The following is a 20884-nucleotide window of genomic DNA, read 5'->3' as shown; positions in this document are numbered from 1 at the left end:
GGTCCCAGTCACTTCACCGGAGATCGTTTTCGACTAGCAACCAACTCGTCTTGTCTCGGTGTGAACAGCAAAAGTAATATATCGGTGAAGTACCAGAGAATGCTATAGTGAGAGATTATGTCTCTAGAGCGTGAATCCGGTCCTGTAGGTAATGCTGTCTCAGATCCGATATTCGAAGTCCGAGACATCACGGTTAGTTTCGGTATGGAACGCGGCGAATCACGAGTGCTCGATTCCGTCTCCATCGACATCCAACGACAGGAAGTGTTAGGAATCGTCGGTGAGAGCGGGAGCGGCAAGTCGATGTTCGCCTCCGCGCTCCTCGATGCAATTGTCAATCCAGGGCAACTGTCGGGCTCAATAACGTACCACCCATCAGCCGATGAAGCCGTCGATCTGTTGAACGTCTCAACCGAAGAGCTAAAACAGCTCCGTTGGGAGGAGATTTCGATGGTGTTTCAGGGAGCAATGAGTTCGTTCAACCCGACGATGCAGATTCGTGGCCACTTCGAGGAGACGTTGAAAGCCCACGACTACGATGTAGACGGTGGATTAGAGCGAGCCCACGAACTGCTATCCGACCTTTATCTCGAGCCGGAGCGGATCCTCGACTCCTACCCACACGAACTGAGCGGAGGAATGCGTCAGCGGGCACTCATCGCGCTCAGTCTCGTGCTGGAACCGCGCGTACTGGTGATGGACGAGCCGACTGCAGCACTCGATCTCCTCATGCAGCAGTCAATCATTAACTTGTTATCAGAGTTGAAAGAAAAACACGATCTCACGCTCGTTTTCATCACTCACGACCTTCCACTGGTTGCGGAGCTATGTGACCGAGTTGCAGTCCTCTACGCGTTCGATTTCGTCGAGGTTGGGCCAACCGAAGATCTCATTGATGGTGCTGGGCATCCGTATACTCGGGCACTACTGAACGCAACGCCGAATCTCAACGCGCCGCCAGACGAGATGCGCCCGATCGAAGGCTCAGCACCCGATCCTGTCGCTGTTCCCGACGGATGTTCGTATCATCCCCGATGCGACCTAGCGACTGAGGAATGCATCGAACAGAGCCTGCCCTACTACGATATGGGCGATGGCCACGCTGTCGCGTGCCACCATCGGGAGCAGGCCGTTGATGAAATTCCGCTGAGCCACTTAGAGACGAACGATGCTTCGAAGGCTGTCACGGAGTCGACTTTAAAAACGACAGCTCAGACTTCATCCGGCGACGCGAATGTAGACAACGAGTCTGAACCAGTCATTTCGGTCGATGACGTGTCGATTCATTTCGAAGAAGAAACAGGAGTGTTCGATCTGTTCAAGGATCCCCAAACGGTTCACGCTGTTGACGGCGTCTCGTTCGACATCGAGGAAAACGATGTCATCGCACTCGTAGGAGAGTCTGGCTGTGGCAAAACGACGCTTGGAAAGTCTGTCATCGGTCTGCAGCGCCCGACTGAGGGGAACATACGCTATCGCGGACAGGACATCTGGGACGCAAAAGACAGAAAAGGTGAGATCGAAGTTCCCTTCAAGCAGATCCGGAGATCACTTCAGATCATTCATCAGGATCCCGGGAGCTCGTTGAATCCCAACAAAAAGGTGATCTCCAGCCTCTCGCTCCCACTGAAGAAGTATCGACCGGATCTCTCACGGGAGGAGCGTCAGAATCACATCTACGGAATGCTCGAAACTGTCGGAATGTCTCCACCTGATGATTATGCGGGCCGCTATCCCCATCAACTCAGCGGTGGTGAGACACAGCGTGTCGCACTCGTGCGTGCACTGCTGATGAATCCACACGTTATTCTTGCCGATGAGGCGATCAGTGCGCTTGACGTCTCACTTCGCGTGGACATGATGGATCTGTTCCTTGACCTCCAAGATACGTTCAACACCTCCTATGTATTCATCAGTCACGACCTCTCGAATGCGCGGTATCTCGCTGAGATGGCCGGAGGTCGCATCGCCGTCATGTATCTCGGACAGATCGTTGAGATCGGTCCACCAGAGCAGATCATTCACAATCCTCAACATCCCTACACCAAAGCACTCCGGTGGGCGACACCGGATCTGAATTCGGAGGAAGACAGCGATCTCCCGCTACGATCGGTGGACATCCCAGATCCAGTCAACCCACCGAGTGGGTGCCGGTTCCATACGCGCTGTCCCGAAGCCCGCGAAACCTGTAAGACCGAAAGTCCTGAACTCATAGGGGAGGGTAATGGGGGAGCTCACCAAGCTGCCTGCTACCGCGTGGATGAGAGCCACGAGTACTGGGACGGTGAGCCGATCTCAGAAGCCGAGGACGCTCCAGAAATGAATTCCTGAATATACTCCCTACGTCTTTTTATTGGAGCTTTCTGGACCTCACGTTGCATTCTGTGGTTAACGTCCACAACCATTCGATTGCTATGGATACTGTAGATGATGATTTCCCCACGCTTTCTAGAGATGGTCACGAAAAGCCGGCCACACGCCGTCACCGTAGAATTGGTGTCCATTCTCACCAATGTAACAGTGAGCAACGATCGTCCCCATCGACGACCTCGTACAGATCAACGAGCTCCTCGTATGCACGGCGTGTGCTATCGATTGGAAATAACCGGTCCTCTCTGCCCGCAACGATCGTGAGTGGTCTCGGCACGACGAGACCACCGATGGTCCACATCTCACCGATGTCAAGGAGCCCAGACACGAGTTACATTCGCAGTGCTCGATAGCCAGAATCGAATCTTCGTAGGTGCAGAAGTAGCAGCACGGGGCGACAACGGCGAACCGATCGGAGAGAGCGCTGGACTGCTGTTTTTGAACGACCGATAGCGAGCTCCTTGCCGAGCTCGGTGTGTCCGTGCACGGTGAATACGGTTGGGTACGGTGGCTCCCGATTCTCTGGGGGTAGAACGTAGAAGGGTACGGTAAACTCCGGTTCCGTACGTGCAATCCACTTCTGCTGTTCGAATCCTGATCGCTGTTCGACGTCGAGCAGTTAGAACGATGGCTCCCCGCCGCATGTCCGTTCGATTGTAGTTAAGCCGAGCACGTCTCGGAGTTCTTCACTGACAGTGTCCTGCCACGCCTGAAACTCGTCTGCGCTTTCTGGAGGATTGGCTCGTCTGGGTTTGTGGCGTTTGTGTTGCGAACTTGTTCAACGGCCAGCGTCGAAGGTGAGAGTGGCCATACACATTGTCCGACCGTTGGAATGCTCGGGGCTAATAGCTGTGGGAGTCCAGAAAACGGATGGCGGAAAACCGCTTGCGAAGGAAATGACTTAGTCTACGAGAGATGGTTTCGCAAACTGTCCATTCTCGAACTCGATCGGTTGCGGTTCTTCGACAACTCTGAGATCATCCCGCTCGCGGGCTTCCGCAACAAGCGCCGGAGAGGCGTACAGCTGGTGGAGATGCATCGAGTCCGCCGCGCGCACTAGACGGACGGTGTCACTTTCGACGACACCGATGGTCGAGAGCGCGGCAACAAGACCAGCGCGGTCGGTCTCTACGACTGGTGGGAGCCGCACGCCGCGGATCGTGCTAGCGGTAAGGGCGTTGATCAGCGACGTTTGGGCGTTGAGTTCAGCCACGATGTCTTCGTGGATAATGTCGGCAGAGCCGACACCCATCGCGTTACCATGCGTCTTCTCTGTTAGCCCCCGAGTGTAGATCCGTTTGATATCGGGCTTTTCCGGGGCAGGTTCATTGATCGAGAATACGCGCCTGCCGATGACGTTCGTGTCGATACCCTGCCCGCTGATCTCTTTGCCCTGTCGGTCAAACACGACGATATCGAGTTCGTCGAACGGGAAGGTCGGCATGATGTTATAGGCGGTTTCCAGCAGCTCGGCCTCTCGATCGAGAAAGCCACTCGGTGGAACACCCTCAATCAGCGTCGTGTCGTCATACTGATCCTCAACGATAGCGACCCCGCCAACGATGGGAAGCGAGTCGAGGAGCAGCTCTGTAATCTCCGGGATCATTCGCTGGAACGACCAGTCGACGGCCCACTTGTGCGCGATCTGAGCGCCGCGCTGTTTTCCCATGCCGATGACGAGCATCTTCGAGAGACCACTCTCAACAGTGCCATCAAAGTCGGTGTGGGGCTTGACACGATTGATCGGGATGATGGCATCGGCGTCGACCGCGTTGGCATCGGCGACGACCGGGACGTCACGATTTGGTGTCCTGCCAACCTCGACGACATCCATACTCGAACGGATCTCGCACCCGATGATCTCCTCGGTCACGCCGAGTTCATTTAGCATTCCCCGCTGTCCCTCATCTGTCGCGCCGCCGTGGCTCCCCATTGCTGGGAAGACGAACGGCTCATAGCCAGCGTCCGAAACCTCTGTGACGACGCCTGCAACGATCGTCGAGAGATTCGCGATGCCGCGGCTGCCAACGCCGAGTGCGATTTCGCCCCCATCGGGAATATTCTCGAATGACAGTTCCCGAACGGCTCGGGACGCAATGTCACCGGTGTCTTCTGGTGAGATCGGGTCGGTGTCCCACACCTGTTCGATGACGCCCAGTTCTGGGAGTGGTGGGTCACCACACGCTTCGACCACCGTCTTCTCCGGTACCGAGAGGTGATTCGCCGCACCCTCGGACTGTTCTGATTGCATACTGTACTGATGGGACAGTTGTATTATAAACGTGTCTGTCGAATCGAGCATACTCTCATCAGAATACTTTCTCAAACGTTAAGTCGGAGAACCGCGCTTGTCAATATGATGCAATTCGTTCGATACACCGATGGTTCTGATCCTTCGTGGGGCATTAAACAGGGAGCGATTATCCATACACTCTCAGGTCTCCCCGAAGGAACGCCGACTCTAATCGACATGTCGTCGCCTGACTACCGTTCAAAGCTCAAGACGCTCGTCGAGCACGGCTCATTGCCACAGATCGATGCCGAGCAGGTCTCGCTGCTTGCTCCAGTTCCACAACCTGGCAAGATCATTTGCTGTGGCCTCAATTATCACGATCACGCTGAGGAACAAAATAAAGAGACCCCTGAGCAGCCGATGCTGTTCGGCAAAGCCGCGACGTCAGTTACCAATCCGGGAGATCCAATCATCCATCCGGATCCTGACGGCGAGGAGCAGGTTGATTACGAGGTTGAGCTTGGCGTTGTCATCGGGAAGCGCTGCAAGGACGTCTCTGAGGGAGACGCCTACGATTACGTCGCCGGATATACAGTGATCAACGACGTGAGCGGCCGACATGCACAGAATGTCGATGGACAGTTCTTCCGTGGGAAAAGCTATGACACGTTTGCGCCGATGGGACCTGTCTTGGTCGCCGACGAAGAGTTTGATCCCAACAGCGTCGATGTCGAACTTCGCGTCGACGGTGAAGTTAAGCAATCGTCAAACACAACCGAATTCATCTTCGACGTCGGCGAACTCGTCTCGTACATTAGTCAGGCGATGACACTTGAGGTAGGGGATGTCATCTCAACAGGGACGCCTGGCGGCGTCGGCATCTTCCGCGATCCCGTTGAGGTACTCGAACCAGGTCAGACCACTGAGGCAGAGATAGAGGGGATCGGGACACTCATCAACACAGTAGTGAGTGAGTAGTACGCGGACCCGAGCTGGCTGCTTGAGTATAGAGTGCGTGATGTATCACGACACGGATTCGGAATTCCGAGGTGATACACACACGCATTGAATTGCTGTAATCGATATCTACGAGTACGACCGTTTTTCGTTCAAACTCTCCAACAGCTTGATTGACGAGACCACCGTGAGTGGGTGTACTCTCGGACCCCGACTACTGCAAGACAAACCGAGTGCACGGATGTTGCCACCTCCCGTGAGAAGGTTCGTATGGTGTGAACGAACAGCGTCAGGTTGGCGCTATCATCTACGGGAAGCTACATCATCCGGCCGACGTCTGTCAATCCAGATTGCTAGTCCTGTCGATCCTTCGGCTTACGGTGATCCAACTTGAGAATCCTCGTAGATCGTGGTGGGACAGGAACCGACTCCCCCGAGACGGTCTCGCCGGTCATAAGGTCAGTAGCCGTCGAGACGCCGTCCGGAAGTTCTAGTTCGTACGCCGATCCTTCACCAAAGCCGCGTTCAGGTGCACCCGATGAGTTCATTCCGATGAGGTACGGCCCATAACGGCACTCGCGGTAGTGGATACCCATTCCGACGCGGGGATCCGGTGTTCGCTTGTAATAATCGATCGGATCGTATTCGTCATCGTCATCTGCAAGCGGCCACGGCTCGCTGCCTGGACTGGACGCCTGCGGAACTGGTTCGCCAGCCATCGCCTGATCGATCACGACCTCGCCATCGTCAGGAAGACGACGAGTGCGTTCTTCTTCGGTCATTTTGACGTCCATGAACTCACCGGAGAACAGCAACTGATTCGGCCGTGACCAGGTCGCTCCCGTCGTCGGGAACTCAGCTCGTGTCAGATCGATATTGAGGACGCGGTCCACATCGGGATTGTGGTGATGGATTCGTGCCATACTGTTTACTCCCCAATCGTGGAGGTTAGTAGCGCCCCCGTACCCGAGATTCGCAAACACCCGATTCGAGCCATCAGTGATGCTGACCGTGCCCAAGTCCTCATCAGCCCACGCGAATCGATCGCGGTGCATCGGTGTGCGGTACGACGAGTCATCCATCTCCTGCACTGCCCGGTATCCTTCGACCCGATGAATCCACCGCTCTAGTGAACCAACGCCCCAGACGTCGAACCACCACTGATTCATAGAGCCGGCGACATTGTGGTCTATCGCCAACTTTCCGAATCGAACAGAAACAGGATCTCCTAATTTGAGCGCGTGAAACAGCGGTTTGAACCCATATCCACGGAGGTGACCAGCCATTCCAGGATGCTCAACGTTCCGGACTCCAACCGTTCCCTCAGCCGCGGCCCATCGATTTCCAGTCTCGGCGTCGTTGACTAGCAAGCGGAACGGGGCGCGGGCTTGGGAAGCCTCAATCGCTCGCTCGTGGACGCGTTCGAGACCGGTCTCGTGATACAGTTTGACGATAAGGCTGAGCGCGAGTTCGCCATAGTGAGCAACGTGGTCGGGTTCCTTGGCTAACCCCTTCTCGCTGACGGTGTGATAGCTTCCAGATTCGAACCACGGCATATACTTCACTTCGCCGTCCGCCTCGGGGTCGTAGTCGGACCACGATGCAAAGCTCTCGTAGAACTGGCTGACTGGCAGTGTCTCGTCATCGGTGACAGTCAGGCTGGTCAGACCTATCGCTTCGTCGATCCACCGGTCGACTGTCTCCTGAGATCGTGTCCGATCGGAATCGAGCTTCTTCAGTACCGAGTTCATGCGCACGAGTGCAATCGTCACGAACATGATCTGGTTCGTGACTTCGCGGCGACTCTTCGAACGCCAGTCGAGTCCTTCACCGAAGAACTGTACGTAGGCATCTCGTCGCGTAATCTCGCCGGCAGGGTGCCCCTCGAGTTTCTGCCTGAAGGCGTCGTGCTCCTCGAAATCCTCCCAGAGAAGCGTTATCGATCTCGCAAATCTGCCGTGCTCTTCCCATCCACGATGAACAACCTCGTGAGGTGCACTCTTTGCCTGTCTGATCGCCCAGTCGTCTACTGTTTTCCGAACAGTCTCGAAGACTGCATCTGTATCGACCGCGTCGATCCAGTCACGCTGAGCAGCCATTGCTAGACCAAGTGCACCTCGCGGGGAGATTGTGCTCTTTTGTTGGCCTTCTCGAACGAGTTCGTCGATCTGTTCGACGACCGGTTCGATCTGACTTTCGGCCGACACATCCCGGATTGGTCCGAGTTCGAACTGCCCGCCACGCTTATCGTTTGCTGGCGGTTGAAGATACGGATCAGTGTGTGTGTATGCGCGGTAGATATTCTGGCTCGGCTGTTCTCCGTCCCAACTCACAATCCGTAGCTCTACCTCATCGGAATCCTCAGTGAGATAGCCCGGAAGCCGATGAGTCGCGTACCAAAATTCCCCATGAGTTGAGATAGCACCAAATGAACCTGGCTGTGATCCCATATCAAGTGAGGGCCATCCGACCCCCGGCTCCATGTAGCCAATCATCTCCGTGCCATCAAATAGGAACAACCGTTTGAAGTTATCTGGATTCGACTTGAACTTCAGCGTTAGATACGTCCGGTACTCAGAATCACACCTGAGGGTAAATGACATCGACCCCAGTTGGTGCTCAGGAGCATTGAGGGGTAATAATCGTCGTGCCGATCGACCTTCCTTGCCCCTCACTGTTTCACTCGTTCCCACTCTAAGATCGTGCCTCGATTCTGATCCGGGATTTCCGAAGTTTATACTATCCAGGGCGTTCGATCCACCCTTCATCGGTTTCCGCGGTGCGCGATCGAGTTGATTCTGTGGTGCATCAGCTCCACCGATTCCGGAGAAAACGGCTGGAACGGCTGCTGACGAGATGATTCCGAGTACTGTTCGGCGATACCAATCGCCATGCCCGTTACTGTTTGGCATGCAATCGTTATTATCGTGTCCCTATACTTCAATTTGTGTGTAAAACATTAGTCAATATAGACAATTACTTTTTAAAAAATGAGCTGTGGGGCTTACAGCAGCCAAAACTAAGGGCGAGAAACAAGGTATTCCGATCCAGCACTGGCCACGAATGTTTATTAGCATTTATTTTAGAAAAATCATCGGCGGAGGTGGTAGTCAAGATTGTAGTTACTGGTGGTAACGGCGTCACGGGAAAGCGATTCTCTCGGAGTTTATCGAGCTCTCGATGCAAGAAATATCTCTGATGCAGTAGCCGAGAGTGATGCCGATGCCATCGTACATACTGGGACGATTCCGGCACCTGACGGCCGCAGCGAGGTATTTTCATACATTCATCTCGACGACGCCAGCTTGCGTCACTCGGAAAGCCGTTGGAGCCGATTTTGCCAGCCATGAACGGTGGGCTGTGGCACGTGACTACCCTCGATGTACTGGGTGAGGATATCGTCAAGGGACATTATCCAGACGCCGAGCTGACGGAGCCACTACCAGGACACCGGTCGTTTGTCGATATTGAAAAAGCCCAATCGTTGCTCGGTTGGCAGCCACAGCACACGTGAGGAGTATTGTGAACTACTATTAACGGCAGGAATAGGAAGCCTTAATGAACGCCGATGATTTGTGCTGTTCATGTCTAACGACTCGCAAGCACAGCTGATGAGAGCGGAATGGAATGAACTACCGATGCGCGTCGGCGTCGGTCAGCTCCGCAAACCAGACCCCGAGTATCTTCGGTTTCTCAAACAAATTGGTGTCAACGACGTCATTTTCAACTTCTATGAATACGATTACGAAGACGCTACGGCTGATGACCACCCACTGACCGGCACGAAGGAATTTAGCTACGAGGGGCTTCTCGAGTTGCGAGAGCGAGTAGCGGACGCTGGGCTCCGGCTCCACGCCATCGAGAACGTTCCTAAGAGTTTCTACGATAAGGTTATGCTTGGGAAAGAAGGAAGAGAAGAACAAATTGAGCATATGAAAAACACCCTCCGGAACATGGCCGATGCTGGCATCCCGATCTTCGGCTATCATTTCAATCCTGGTACAGTCTATAGCACGGGACGATCGCCAGTTCGTGGCGGCGCATCTGGCCGTCAGTTCCACCTTGATGCTGTTGAGAATGGCCTCATTCTGGACCGTGAGTACACAGAGGCAGAACTCTGGGAGAACTACGAGTACTTTGTGACGGAGCTTCTCCCTGTTGCAGAAGAAAACGGTTTGAAGATGTGCCTCCATCCGAATGACCCGCCAGTAGAGGAGCTTCGTGGGCTGCCACAGTTGTTCCGTGACTTCGATAGTTTCAAGCGCGCGATGGACATCGAGCCAAGTGAGTACCATGGTCTCGAATTCTGCCTTGGTTGCTGGTCAGAAATGGGTGAAGATCTCGATGAGGTTATTCGCTACTTTGGCGGACGCGATGAACTGTTCTATATCCACTTTCGTGATGTCATTGGGACTGTACCTGCGTTCACCGAAACGTTTGTTGATGACCCGGAAGGGAACTTTGATACGTACGAGATTCTCGAGCTTTTGTTCGAAGTTGGGTTTGAGGGTGTCATTATCCCCGATCATGTACCGCAGATCGTCGAGGAAACCGACGGCAGGAACGGCCGCTCGCTGACGGTTGGCTATCTGAACGGCATGATTGAGAGCATACGGCGGCAACGATTACACTAAAAAGCTCAGAAACCGTGCCGAGTCGTTTACCAGTACGGTTCCCAACTGCGAGTCGCTCGCGTTAACGCCTCATAGTAGAAATAGTCACCCCAAATGACTGCGTTGTTCGAATCTTCGCGGTCGTGGGCGTATTGTGCTTCGCGGAGCACTGCTTCGGAGTCCTCACCCTCGGTCGTATCGTTCTGGCCAAGCGAGTCCAGCATCGTCAGCGAGGCGTTCTGGTATCCTGACGATCGGGATCACCCGCGGGAAGGCAGGACGCCAGTTCAATCAGCCCCGACGCCGCGATTGCCGCCGAAGCGCTGTCTCGGGTGTGATTTTCTGGGGCGCCACAGTCCCACCGTGGGACGTGGTCCTCCGGAAGGTTGTCAAGATAGTATTCGGTGACGTTTCGACCCATCTTGCAGAACGCCTCATTGCCCGAGTAACGATAGGCAAGCGGGAACCCGTACACCGCCCACGCCTGCCCGCGAGCTCAACACGACTCTGAGTCGTAGTTCGTGCCGCGCTTGTCGCGGTGTTCGATTGGCTCACCTGTCTCGACATCGAACTTACACATGTGAAACGTCGAGTAATCGTCGCGGCGTCGCCTCCAAGCTCTCCCAAACGAGGTGTGTACAGCATGAATCCTCAAACAACGTCGGTCTGCATCGTTCGCTTCAGTGTTACTGAACAGCATGGCGGGTAGACTGGAATAGATTTATTATTGTCGAACATGTGTTGTCGTCTATGTCTAATCAGCAGAGTTCCAATGCCGTCAAGACAGCCCAGACAACCTTCGCTATCCTCGAAGAGCTAAAACAGCGCCACGAAGCGACAGTAACGGAACTGACCGATGCTTTCGATCTCTCAAAGAGTAGTATTCACAACTACCTAAGCACACTTGAACAGGACGGATACGTCGTGAAAGAGGATAAGACCTACCGGATCGGACTGAGACTGCTCGACCTCGGTGGGCAGGCCCGGCATCGGGAGCGAATATACGACATCGCAAAGGACGAAGTAACCGCGTTGGCTGAGGAGACTGGTGAACTGGCGAACCTGCTTGTCGAGCAACACGGACGAGGAATATATCTTCACCGTGCCCATGGAGCAGATGCTGTCAAGACAGATTCGTACATCGGTCAGCGTGTCTACCTGCACAACACTGCACTCGGGAATGCCATTCTCGCGCATCTTCCCTCCGACCGTGTCAACGAAATCATCGATCAGCACGGGATGCCAGAGACAACAGAGAACACCATCACAGACCGGGACGACCTCTTTGCACGACTCGAGCGTATCCGAGAAGAGGATGCCGCCTTCGACGACGAGGCACGCGTGAAAGGTCTTCGCTGTGTTGCGGTTCCCATTGTCAACAATAACGACACGATAGAGGGAGCAATAAGCGTCTCCGGTCCGACTAGTCGCTTCCAAGGTGAGCGATACCGAGAAGATCTCCCAGCCACACTCAAGAGTGTGGCAAATGTTATTGAATTGAATATCACCTACACGTGAACCTTGTCGGAATACGCAACGATATCCGCTATTCAGAAACTCAATTCAGTTATTCTACAAACTGATTCAGTTTCACGAAAGAATTGACTGTGATATGACCATTATTATCATTTGTGCGTCAATATTTTGTATTACCGAATGAATATTACTATTACTGGATTGTAGTTAGTATGACTTCACATTGTGTACTGATCAGAGTCAGTGTTTTAAGTTAGTCAGTTATAAAACACATGGGGCCAACAACGCTCACATTGATGAATGACGCTATCATTTCGAGAATTCGTACCACATTTACGCGTACATAGCGTCGGAAATTTGACAGAGCGATATTTCGATAACGGGCGACCTCAATCACCACAAACACGCATATTACATACGTACTACTGTAATATCTGATTTGACTAAGAGCATGCACTCTCTGGCAGTCAGATTATGTATTTCCAAAAACGGTTTTGCTCAGGTAAATACTATGCTCAACCACTGGTGGTCACGGCTAACATATTACCGCACTGTATGTCTCAGTATGAATAGTACCTCACTTCGCTAAATATTCCATTAATCAAAGACGGCTATCTTATCTAGAAGTAATCACTCACCTATTCTCGCAGAATGCATAAAACGCAGAAGGGAAATTACAATAATTCGAGTATACAATATCACCTATGGTTGTTGTTTCATCCCGTCACAACCTCTAACTAAGAAGTTTTGAATACTAATTATGCAACTAACGACTAATAGACGTTCATCAATGGACTACTATTAATTAGTAAGCGAGTAAGCTACTTGAAATAGAATACTTCACTGTGGCGAATTGTGGACCGCAACGAGAGAGTGAAACAACATATGTTTATCTATTCTTGCTTAGATACGAGTGTCTATTTCTACTGTTTTAATTTTCATTTGGACAGTTGGGTGAAAATCTTGTTGTGTAGTTAGATCATTTGAACTGTGTCAAACTCTTTGGAACGAGCGTCGCATCTCAAATTTGTGGTTAAAGATTGATTTATCATATTGCCACAACATCCGTAGGAAATTTCGTATTGACTGGAGCTTGCTATCCGATATAGATTTGAGTTACTTTTCCATAACACTGTCAGTTAGCGTACGAGTGTGTGGTAGAGAAATTTGTTAGCCTAATCATTCATTGAGGATCTCTGATCAAGAAATTTTCAATATTTATCATTAGACTTAGAATAGACAAAATTGTTTCAGTCTTCACTATGAACGTGTAAGGCATGGAAATAGACTATTCCGCTGCCAAACAGTTTATTTCTTACGTTGATGATGCGATTCCGCTTTCAGAGATCTGGAACCATCCGACATACGAAATTGCACGCACCCATGCAGAGCTCCTCGGTAGAGATCTCTCCCGTGAAGATATCACAGAAGCAATGACTGAAAATCAGACTGCCTTCTCTACCGGTGAAAATCTGGAGGATAATCGGGAAGACATTATCCAGTTGATGGATCACATTCACGCTAACGAATCAGACTGGACTGAACAAGTTGACCAACAGCTCAAACGCATCACTCCAGATGAGAACGTCTCGAATCTTTCTCTCTTTCTGGCTATTGAATACGAGTTGGGAATCGGATTACAACAAGGCGCTTATGTGAACCTCAACGAGCCGCTATTTCTCCAGCAGCCACGTCAGTTACTCTATACGGCGATCCACGAGAGTTCCCATGTCCTCTATGATCGGGTCCACAACTTCTCAACCGAATTGGGACTAGACACGCTAAACTCACGAGAGAACCAACAGACGATATTCTATACGCTAGTTCATTCTGAGGGCTACGCTACGTACACCCCACTGAAACTCCGGAAGTCTGATGGAAATGCGGGAAAGCATAATCATTTGATCTGTGAAGACTACCGTGTGTTATCGGAAGAACCGCAACTACGACAGTTCGTTCAGGAATACGATTCCTTCCGCGAAACGCTTCAGGAGGCGTCTGTAGCGCGTGAGACGTTGATGAGTAGGATATTTGGTGGATCACGACTGCCTTATCGAATTGGCTGTCTCCTGCTTGATGGCATCGAAAAGAGACAGCGTCTCGAAGAAGTTCAGAATGCATTCTATATGGAACCTGAAACATTCGTTAGGGAATACGACTGGATTCTTGATGAGTATCGTGATTAATCCTAAGAAAGATACTTTTGGTAACACTGTCGAGAGATTGTCTCGGACGGACTCTTGCGGGCGAATTCCGATACGGCAGAAATCTCTATTTAGCAGCCAACATCTAACACATTTAACCGTTTAGTAGGTAGCAGATGGCGTATGTATTTTTGAGTAATAATTTAGAAGTGTAGCTACAATACGTCGAGAGTAGCTAAAAGCAGCAGAAAGGCCATACTGGCTTGTAACAGGAACTCTGAACGAACCATCGAAAGTGCAAGTAGTACTAATGCGACAGCGAGAGTGCCGGTGAAGACACTTCCTTTGAGCACAACAACTACCCGATTAGGTAGCACTGTTCGGAAAAAGTCACACGCAGAACTACCAAGGGCCAACGACAGGGTTCCTAAGCCAAGGTATAGAGTGGTTTCGCTGCCTGATATCGGGAGGAGTGCGATTAGACCTAGCCCTACAATCACTCCAATAACCCCGAAGACAGAACGCAACTTGTCTAAGCGGAGATTTTGTATAGCACTACGAACTTTCGTTACGGAACCATTGCGCCTGAATTTGTTAGCAGGGAAGGCGAGTACGAATTCAGTTGTTGCCCAACCAACCACCAATAGTGTTGAGCTGAGGAAATAGCCATACTCTTTGAGAGTGATCCAGTCCGGCAGAATCCAGGTCACTATCTGAAATGTCTTTTTGTATGACTTATCGAGTTGAGAGATAATCGAATTCGAAGCCTGTTGTCTATCTGATTGAATTGTCCCATCAAATTTGTCTTGTTGGCTTGCCATCGTCGGGCCGACGGATTCATCCCCGTACGGGAGCCGTTCAACATCGTACACACCACGTTCAATCTGAAATTCCCACACTACCTTCCTATCTGGAGTAACAACGATCGCACGGTCGTTGAGTGAGTCTCCGATCAATGTGTTTCCGTTCGGGAGTCGGTCGGCATCACGTGGCCAATTCAGACCGTCACGATACCCCCAGACGATTTCCCACTCCTCGTTCTTTCGCTGATATTCAACGATCCGGTCATTCGCACTATCAGCAACGAGCACTGTGAGTGGCTCTTGTTGTAGGATCAAAGGATTGTGTTGTTCGTTGAGTATGTCGTATGCATCTTCCTTGCCGAGAGTCCATTCGATATCTTTCGATTTTCGATCAATTTGGACGACGCGGTCGAAGTTTCGTGGACTAATGACGAATGACGAACCGTTGTCGGCAAGATCGATGTCATTGAGGTGGGAATAGTCTGCACTTTTAATCCCTCTACCTGCAGAAGGTGAGAAATGGGATTCGAGATCGTATTCCCACGTGGTTTTGTTCGTTTGAGAATCATATACGTAGATCCGATTGTGGTGCTTGTCAGCGACCGCATACCGGTGTGGGCCAAGACGATCAATGTCGTGAAGGTCTTTTGAAACATTGAACTTTTCTAATACTGTCCCGTTGCGCCAGTTCATCAAAACGGCAACCCGTTGGAAGTCATCGCCATCTCGCTCACCTGCAACGAACAATATACGGTTCTGTCCAATCGGGTCAATGTCCATGTAGCGACGGTACTTATCATGTTCCCATATCACCTCTTTTGAGTCCGTATGGACTGCAACGAGAGATCCTGCATGATCGTAAACATGAAGTGATCCACCTTGTGTTGAAATAAATGTGACATTTTGTGCTGTCTTTCGAAGATTATCGTTACTAGCTACTTTGGCATTTGTGTGTGACATTGCAGCGAGCGCGATAGGGGTCAGCAAGGATAGAATCATGAGCCCTACCAGTAATCGAGCTATACTCTTTTTGGAAATCGAGGGACGCTTTCCAATCATAAATAGTAGATAAAACAGAAGGGCATAATACTTCTGTTTTTAGTTATATGTTAAAAACATAGGATAAACATGGATTATGAGGGTAGTCAAAAGTGTCAGGGTGAATTTTAATGTACTCTCGTGAAGTACGGTATTTTCATTATCAAGAGACTGCAGTCTTGGATCTGTTGAGTGAACAAATTACAATTCGTAGTAATCTGTTACTCACGAAAACTTGGAAGCAATTCGATGAACGATGAGTGTCCAAAGAAACGGTAACTGACGCAGTACCGTACCTGTATTCAACGCGCACGAATGCGAAATATCATTTTCTATAATATCTATCCGCCATTTTTTGGACAGAAATAGATAAACTGATTCTAAATCGTATCATACCTATCGGTGAAAGCCCATTCTTCATTTTATCCACGAACTGATTCTATTTGAGTACGAAGTTGTGGTTAAAAACGACTTTGAGTCGAGTAATACGCATAGTTCTATATTAGATGACAAGATAATCATACGACGATTGAATCTTCTATAGGCATTTCATCAATTGAAAGTGTGTAAATATTATGTGATTACAATAATATGATGTCTAAAAATACGAATATTATTGCATGAGATACCAAGGCCATTCTGATGATATCGACTGAGCGTAGTATCTCATGGTGATTATTACTACTGTGCCCACCATATTTTTGTCAACGGTGTCCAGACTCTCGACCACTGCGACGCTATGAACGCGGTCACGTTCAGTTACGATGGTACGCTTGTAACGGAATTTTACAGTCAGCTTTCAATCATTTCAAATATCCTCTCTAATGGCAACAATATCTTGGCTATCTATTAGGGTGATGTCTGCTAATTCTCAGAGTGTGATATCGTGACTATCGGAACATCGGTCAGTCGATGTGAATCTTGATACGGTGGTCCATTGACGATGACATACAGATGATTGATGACACCATCTGTGGCAGCACCGATTTCTCCCACGCCGCTTGGTGGGATAGCAAACCCTAAGAGTCCACACTCGAATAGGTATGTCGAGTTCAAGATATGAATATCTCGCTCGTGCTTCCGCCAGACCCAGATGACCGATGGACGCTCGCGAAACAAGCCGGTGTAAATCACGCTGTCTTCCACTCACTGGAGATTGGAGACGGCTCACGTCCCTACAGGTACGACGAACTGCTGCGCATCGTCAACCGGTATCGTGACCATGGTATCGAACCAGCTGCCTTTGAAGGAAGTGTGCCGGTAACCGATGAGACACGGCTTGGTCTCGACGGTCGTGACGAGGAGATAGAGCGTTTTTGTACACTGATCCGGAATCTGGGCAAACTCGGCGTCGATGTCGTTTGTTATGATTGGATGGCAGGATTCCGTTGGGCGCGCACCTCCGTCACGACACCCAGTCGCGGTGATTCGTTCACGAGTGCGTACGATGACAAACAGATGCGCCAAGGACCGACGCCAGCCGTTGCAGAGAACACCGCTCGGGAGGATTTGTGGGAGAATCTTGAGTACTTCCTCAAACGCGTCGTCCCTGTCGCCGAGGACGCGGGTGTGTATCTCGGGCTACACCCAGACGATCCACCAATTTCGGATATCCGAGGGATGCCCCGAATCGTCAATAGTCCGGAGGCGTACGAACGGGTACTCGACCTTGTCGACTCACCGCACAATGGGATCACATTCTGTCAGGGAAACTTTTCGGCCATGGGTGTTGACATCCCAGATACAATCCAGCGGTTCGGAGAGCGTATCAACTTCGTCCATTTCCGCGATGTCGACGGGCCCGCAACTGACTTCGTCGAAACCTGGCACGACGACGGCCCAACCGACATGCAAGCCGCGATGGATGCCTATCGCGACGTCGGCTTCGACGGTCCCATTCGCCCGGACCACGTTCCAACGATGGCCGACGAAGACAACTCCATTCCCGGCTATCACATCAAGGGCAAACTCTTCGCAGTTGGCTACATGAAGGGCCTCCTTGAGGAATAGTTCAAATTTCACTACGTTTGTAAGCACTGGCCTACAAATGGGACATCTACTACACGAGCACTCATATATCATATTATTTACTCTTTGAAGGTTGGAATATTAGAATAACCACGATAATGAACGAATGAGACGCAAGATCGTAGAAGAAAAATGATTTTCAATTAATATCAGATATTCAGATCGAGTCACAACCGCGTGAGAGGTGATCAATAGGAATCGTAGAATAGGATGACACCGCGATTCGACGAGCGTATGCGGTTATTCGATGGGGATGGTGTGTACCTTTTGCCTGACCGTACGGAGACTCAACTCACAGAACTGGGCGTCCGAGTCCTAATACAAAATGACGAGACCTCAAACAATTACGCGCGAGCATCCGACACCGGCGCCGTCTCCTCGATATTTGCAACACCGAAGATAACCACCACGGCGGCGATGATAGGGACAACAGCGGCAAGCCGGTACAACGAATCGAACCCGATAGCGTTCGCGACCGGGAGAGAGATCAATAGTCCGGTGCTCGCCCCGAGGTCGCCGAAGGTGTTGTAGGTCCCCGTGGCCCGACCCATGTCTGAGTTGGGAGTAAGATCGCCGAGAAGCGACAGAAGCGGTCCTCCAGCGCCACCCTGACCGACTCCCAGTAGAACGACGGCGGTTACGAGGAGAGGAAATGAGTTCGCGACCGACAGCACGATAACGCCGATGGACGTAACGCCGAGACAGCCGACAACAAATGGGAGGCGACGCGCAAGCACGTCACTGAGACGTCCCCCGATGACTGCGAACACTGAGCCAGTCAGGACGCTGACGCCGATCAGCACGCCCGATGTACCCTGAGGACCGACCGCGACCGAGGCAGCAGTCGTCGTATCGAGATACGAGACCAACGTCGCAAAGACGATGCCGCTGTATGTGAATAAGAGACCGAAGTTCGCTCCGCCCGCAGCGATCGCCGGGAGTCCGAGATAGATATCCCGGAGACCGACGCTTTCTGACCGGCTGTCGGCGTGTGTCTCAGGTATCTCACGGTACGAGATCAGACACGCGAGAACCGAAAGCACAGCCATGGATTCAAACGCCGTTACCGGACCGTACAACTCGCTGATAACCCCACCGAGCGCCATTCCAGCTGGAAATCCGAGCGAGGTCGCTCCGCGTACGACGCTCATGTTCGTTCCCCTAGTGTCGTCATTGCTTACATCTGCAGCGATGGTATACGCAGTCGCCAGCACAAACGCACTCCCGAGTCCCCAGAGGACTCGCGCACCGATGAACCATCCTGCGGGAGTCGGTGATTCGATCCCGATCACGTACCCGAACGTTGCAGCGGTCTCGAGGAAGACACCGACCAGAAACGGACCTCTCGTTCCAAGTCGGTCAACAACTGTCCCGGATGGTGCGTTCGTTACTAACCTGACGATACGGTTGGCGCTGAGTACGAGCCCAACGGTAAACGACGAGAGACCGAGAACAGTCCCGAGGTTCGGGAGGATCGGAAAGACGACACCCCCGCCGAATCCGAGGAAAAATGTGCTGAGCACGACGGCCAGCACCGCACGCGGAACTGATGACAACGGACTGTCTGGAATGGACGAGTGCACGTTAGTACACGCTCCGCAGTCGATCGCGTTCCCAGGACAGTGCGCTCTCGGTGAACGCTTCCCAGTGACTCCGCTTGACTTCAAGGTATGTTTCAGCGAGATCCGTTCCCAGTGCGTCCATCAATACAGAATCTGCTTCGAGTGCATCGAGTGCGTCTCCTAGCGTCCGTGGAAGTCGTTCTATTCCCCGGTCTGCCCGTTCGCTCGGTGAAAGGTTTCCTGGATCGACAGTGACTGGTGCTCGCGGTTCGAGCTCCCGATCAATTCCGTCCTTTCCAGCCGCAAGCAATCCGAGTAACCCTAGGTACGGATTTGTGGTATTGTCGGCTGCCCGGAACTCCAATCGGGTCGAGGCACCGTCGTCGGGATCTGGAGCTGGAACGCGGACAAGTGCCTCGCGGTTTCCGTGGCCCCAGCATGTGAACGCGGCCGCACCGATCTGTGGCTGCAGCCGCGCGTACGAGTTGGCGGTCGCGGCGGTGAGCGCAACGAGTGCTGGCGCGTGTTCGAGCAACCCAGCGGTGAACTGTCGTCCAATGTCGCTAAGGTCGTCACACTCAGCGTCATACAGTACATTGTCGTCATCCCACAGCGAGAGATGAATATGACAACCATTCGTCGAGTGGTCGAACGGTTTGGGAAGGAACGTCGCCCGATATCCACCTGTCCGGGCGACGCTATCGACCGTCTCTCGAAGGATAACGTGCTGGTCAGCGGCACTGACTCCCGATCGGGGGCCCGTGACGATCTCGTGTTTTCCGGCTGCGTACTCCGGATAGTACTTCTCCACAGGGATTCCTTGTGATTTGAGCGCATCGATCATCGAGAGAATTGTCTCGTGCGTTTCTCGTGTGCTCCCGGTCGAATACGCTCCCCTGTGGTCTACACGCTCGACTTCGCCGTCGTCTTCTTGGAAAAGATGGAACTCGCTCTCGAACGCAACTTTGGGGGTGAGTCCCTCGATATCAAGGCTCTCACACAACGCGCGCAGCGACGAACGAGGATCGACCGACCACGAATCACCGTCGAGCGTCTGGAGGTCACAGAGCATCGCTCCGGTCCGCTTCGCATACGGAAGCGATCGGAAGGTATCAGGATCTGGAAGAAGCCTGACCTCACCAGCCGCGTCGAACCGGCCGGACTTATCGCGTAGTCCAAGAGCGTTGTACGACTGAACAAGCTGTGAGAGAGTCACTCCTTTCGAAACCGCCGACTCGACCTTTGAACGATCAACTGAGTGAGCTCGAATCGCTCCACTCTGAGTAACGAACACTAGTCTGACAAGATCTACACCCGCGTCACGGCACGCGTCGCCTATCGTGCATTGTTCCGACATCGTTCTTCGGCCCGGAAATTGTTTAGGTGCACCTAAACTATTACGAAGTCGTCTCCATTATCACCAACCGATAATCCGACCCGGACCAGTGAATGAGGGCTATCGTCGCCACGATTCCGATCAACTTATGTATCTTTAGGCTGGCCTAAAAGTATGTGGTGTAGTACTTACACTCGGAACGACCCGTCAGATGCTGTACAAGGGTCTCTCGGTCGAGCACCGTGTTTGCAGTGGCAACATGGTAATTTCCGTTCTGACCGACGGTCAACCGTTTTCCGAGATCATCGTACCACAACCGGGGTA

Annotated in this window: 15 protein-coding genes and 1 pseudogene; 7 read left to right on the top strand and 9 right to left on the bottom strand. The window is 51.9% G+C overall.

Annotated features, from left to right (window positions below; all coding sequences use genetic code 11):
* Positions 1-117: 117 nt before the first annotated feature.
* On the top strand, positions 118-2331 hold the full coding sequence (locus MW898_RS19130) for an ABC transporter ATP-binding protein (RefSeq protein WP_248909906.1): 2214 nt from the start codon (positions 118-120) through the stop codon (positions 2329-2331).
* 175 nt (positions 2332-2506) lie between these two features.
* On the opposite strand, the gene MW898_RS19125 is transcribed toward MW898_RS19130, so the two are convergent.
* From MW898_RS19125 to MW898_RS19120, 3 genes and pseudogenes are all read right to left on the bottom strand, one after another.
* Complete coding sequence (locus MW898_RS19125) at positions 2507-2698, bottom strand: D-(-)-3-hydroxybutyrate oligomer hydrolase (protein ID WP_248909905.1); 192 nt, start codon at positions 2696-2698, stop codon at positions 2507-2509.
* 153 nt (positions 2699-2851) lie between these two features.
* Positions 2852-2944 (bottom strand): annotated as a pseudogene (locus tag MW898_RS26230) (hypothetical protein); the annotation flags it as partial.
* A gap of 327 nt (positions 2945-3271) precedes the next feature.
* Positions 3272-4621 (bottom strand): nickel pincer cofactor-dependent isomerase, group 22, encoded by a 1350-nt coding sequence (locus tag MW898_RS19120; RefSeq protein WP_248909904.1) that lies wholly within the window; start codon positions 4619-4621, stop codon positions 3272-3274.
* 108 nt (positions 4622-4729) lie between these two features.
* Here MW898_RS19120 and MW898_RS19115 point away from each other — a divergent pair, with 108 nt between their 5' ends.
* Positions 4730-5581, top strand: a complete 852-nt coding sequence (locus MW898_RS19115; protein WP_248909903.1) for a fumarylacetoacetate hydrolase family protein — start codon at positions 4730-4732, stop codon at positions 5579-5581.
* Between the two features lie 332 nt (positions 5582-5913).
* Here MW898_RS19115 and MW898_RS19110 read toward each other — a convergent pair whose 3' ends face one another.
* The gene (locus MW898_RS19110) at positions 5914-8472 is read right to left on the bottom strand and encodes a hypothetical protein (RefSeq protein WP_248909902.1); all 2559 of its coding nucleotides are present in this window, start codon (positions 8470-8472) and stop codon (positions 5914-5916) included.
* Between the two features lie 455 nt (positions 8473-8927).
* On the opposite strand from MW898_RS19110, the gene MW898_RS19105 reads away from it, so the two are divergent.
* Positions 8928-9074, top strand: coding sequence for a hypothetical protein (locus MW898_RS19105; protein WP_248909901.1), 147 nt, complete (start codon positions 8928-8930; stop codon positions 9072-9074).
* Between the two features lie 70 nt (positions 9075-9144).
* On the top strand, positions 9145-10194 hold the full coding sequence (locus tag MW898_RS19100; RefSeq protein WP_248909900.1) for a mannonate dehydratase: 1050 nt from the start codon (positions 9145-9147) through the stop codon (positions 10192-10194).
* A gap of 26 nt (positions 10195-10220) precedes the next feature.
* Here the strand turns inward: MW898_RS19100 and MW898_RS19095 are convergent, their stop codons facing one another.
* Both MW898_RS19095 and MW898_RS19090 read right to left on the bottom strand, forming a co-directional pair.
* Entirely contained in the window at positions 10221-10397 is a 177-nt protein-coding gene (locus tag MW898_RS19095) for a hypothetical protein (RefSeq protein WP_248909899.1), read from the bottom strand.
* Between the two features lie 2 nt (positions 10398-10399).
* A complete protein-coding gene (locus MW898_RS19090) occupies positions 10400-10648 on the bottom strand; it encodes a hypothetical protein (RefSeq protein WP_248909898.1) in 249 nt (82 codons plus the stop codon).
* Positions 10649-10923: 275 nt separating this feature from the next.
* On the opposite strand from MW898_RS19090, the gene MW898_RS19085 reads away from it, so the two are divergent.
* The gene (locus tag MW898_RS19085) at positions 10924-11691 is read left to right on the top strand and encodes an IclR family transcriptional regulator (protein WP_248909897.1); all 768 of its coding nucleotides are present in this window, start codon (positions 10924-10926) and stop codon (positions 11689-11691) included.
* Positions 11692-12926: 1235 nt separating this feature from the next.
* Positions 12927-13835: a hypothetical protein gene (locus MW898_RS19080; protein ID WP_248909896.1), complete on the top strand. Its 909-nt coding sequence runs from the start codon at positions 12927-12929 to the stop codon at positions 13833-13835.
* A 173-nt stretch (positions 13836-14008) separates the two neighbouring features.
* Here MW898_RS19080 and MW898_RS19075 read toward each other — a convergent pair whose 3' ends face one another.
* The gene (locus MW898_RS19075) at positions 14009-15376 is read right to left on the bottom strand and encodes an aryl-sulfate sulfotransferase (RefSeq protein ID WP_373689887.1); all 1368 of its coding nucleotides are present in this window, start codon (positions 15374-15376) and stop codon (positions 14009-14011) included.
* A 1317-nt stretch (positions 15377-16693) separates the two neighbouring features.
* On the opposite strand from MW898_RS19075, the gene MW898_RS19070 reads away from it, so the two are divergent.
* The gene (locus MW898_RS19070; protein WP_248909895.1) at positions 16694-17644 is read left to right on the top strand and encodes a mannonate dehydratase; all 951 of its coding nucleotides are present in this window, start codon (positions 16694-16696) and stop codon (positions 17642-17644) included.
* A 362-nt stretch (positions 17645-18006) separates the two neighbouring features.
* Here the strand turns inward: MW898_RS19070 and MW898_RS19065 are convergent, their stop codons facing one another.
* Both MW898_RS19065 and glnA2 read right to left on the bottom strand, forming a co-directional pair.
* The gene (locus tag MW898_RS19065; protein WP_248909894.1) at positions 18007-19245 is read right to left on the bottom strand and encodes an MFS transporter; all 1239 of its coding nucleotides are present in this window, start codon (positions 19243-19245) and stop codon (positions 18007-18009) included.
* Between the two features lies 1 nt (position 19246).
* Positions 19247-20581, bottom strand: coding sequence for a gamma-glutamylputrescine synthetase (gene glnA2 / locus MW898_RS19060; protein WP_248909893.1), 1335 nt, complete (start codon positions 20579-20581; stop codon positions 19247-19249).
* Between the last annotated feature and the right edge of the window lie 303 nt (positions 20582-20884).

Source organism: Halocatena marina (assembly GCF_023276375.1).
GTDB classification, from domain to species: domain Archaea; phylum Halobacteriota; class Halobacteria; order Halobacteriales; family Haloarculaceae; genus Halocatena; species Halocatena marina.
This window is presented reverse-complemented; position numbering and strand designations above follow the sequence as displayed.

Bases quoted from the DNA above. Each gene is read 5' to 3' on its own strand.
- MW898_RS19075 (WP_373689887.1), bottom strand. From the start codon at position 15,376: ATGGACATTGACCCGATTGGACAGAACCGTATATTGTTCGTTGCAGGT.
- MW898_RS19120 (WP_248909904.1), bottom strand. From the start codon at position 4,621: ATGCAATCAGAACAGTCCGAGGGTGCGGCGAATCACCTCTCGGTACCG.
- MW898_RS19100 (WP_248909900.1), top strand. From the start codon at position 9,145: ATGTCTAACGACTCGCAAGCACAGCTGATGAGAGCGGAATGGAATGAA.
- MW898_RS19095 (WP_248909899.1), bottom strand. From the start codon at position 10,397: ATGCTGGACTCGCTTGGCCAGAACGATACGACCGAGGGTGAGGACTCC.
- glnA2 (WP_248909893.1), bottom strand. From the start codon at position 20,581: ATGTCGGAACAATGCACGATAGGCGACGCGTGCCGTGACGCGGGTGTA.
- MW898_RS19130 (WP_248909906.1), top strand. From the start codon at position 118: ATGTCTCTAGAGCGTGAATCCGGTCCTGTAGGTAATGCTGTCTCAGAT.
- MW898_RS19070 (WP_248909895.1), top strand. From the start codon at position 16,694: ATGAATATCTCGCTCGTGCTTCCGCCAGACCCAGATGACCGATGGACG.
- MW898_RS19110 (WP_248909902.1), bottom strand. From the start codon at position 8,472: ATGCCAAACAGTAACGGGCATGGCGATTGGTATCGCCGAACAGTACTC.
- MW898_RS19085 (WP_248909897.1), top strand. From the start codon at position 10,924: ATGTCTAATCAGCAGAGTTCCAATGCCGTCAAGACAGCCCAGACAACC.
- MW898_RS19080 (WP_248909896.1), top strand. From the start codon at position 12,927: ATGGAAATAGACTATTCCGCTGCCAAACAGTTTATTTCTTACGTTGAT.
- MW898_RS19115 (WP_248909903.1), top strand. From the start codon at position 4,730: ATGCAATTCGTTCGATACACCGATGGTTCTGATCCTTCGTGGGGCATT.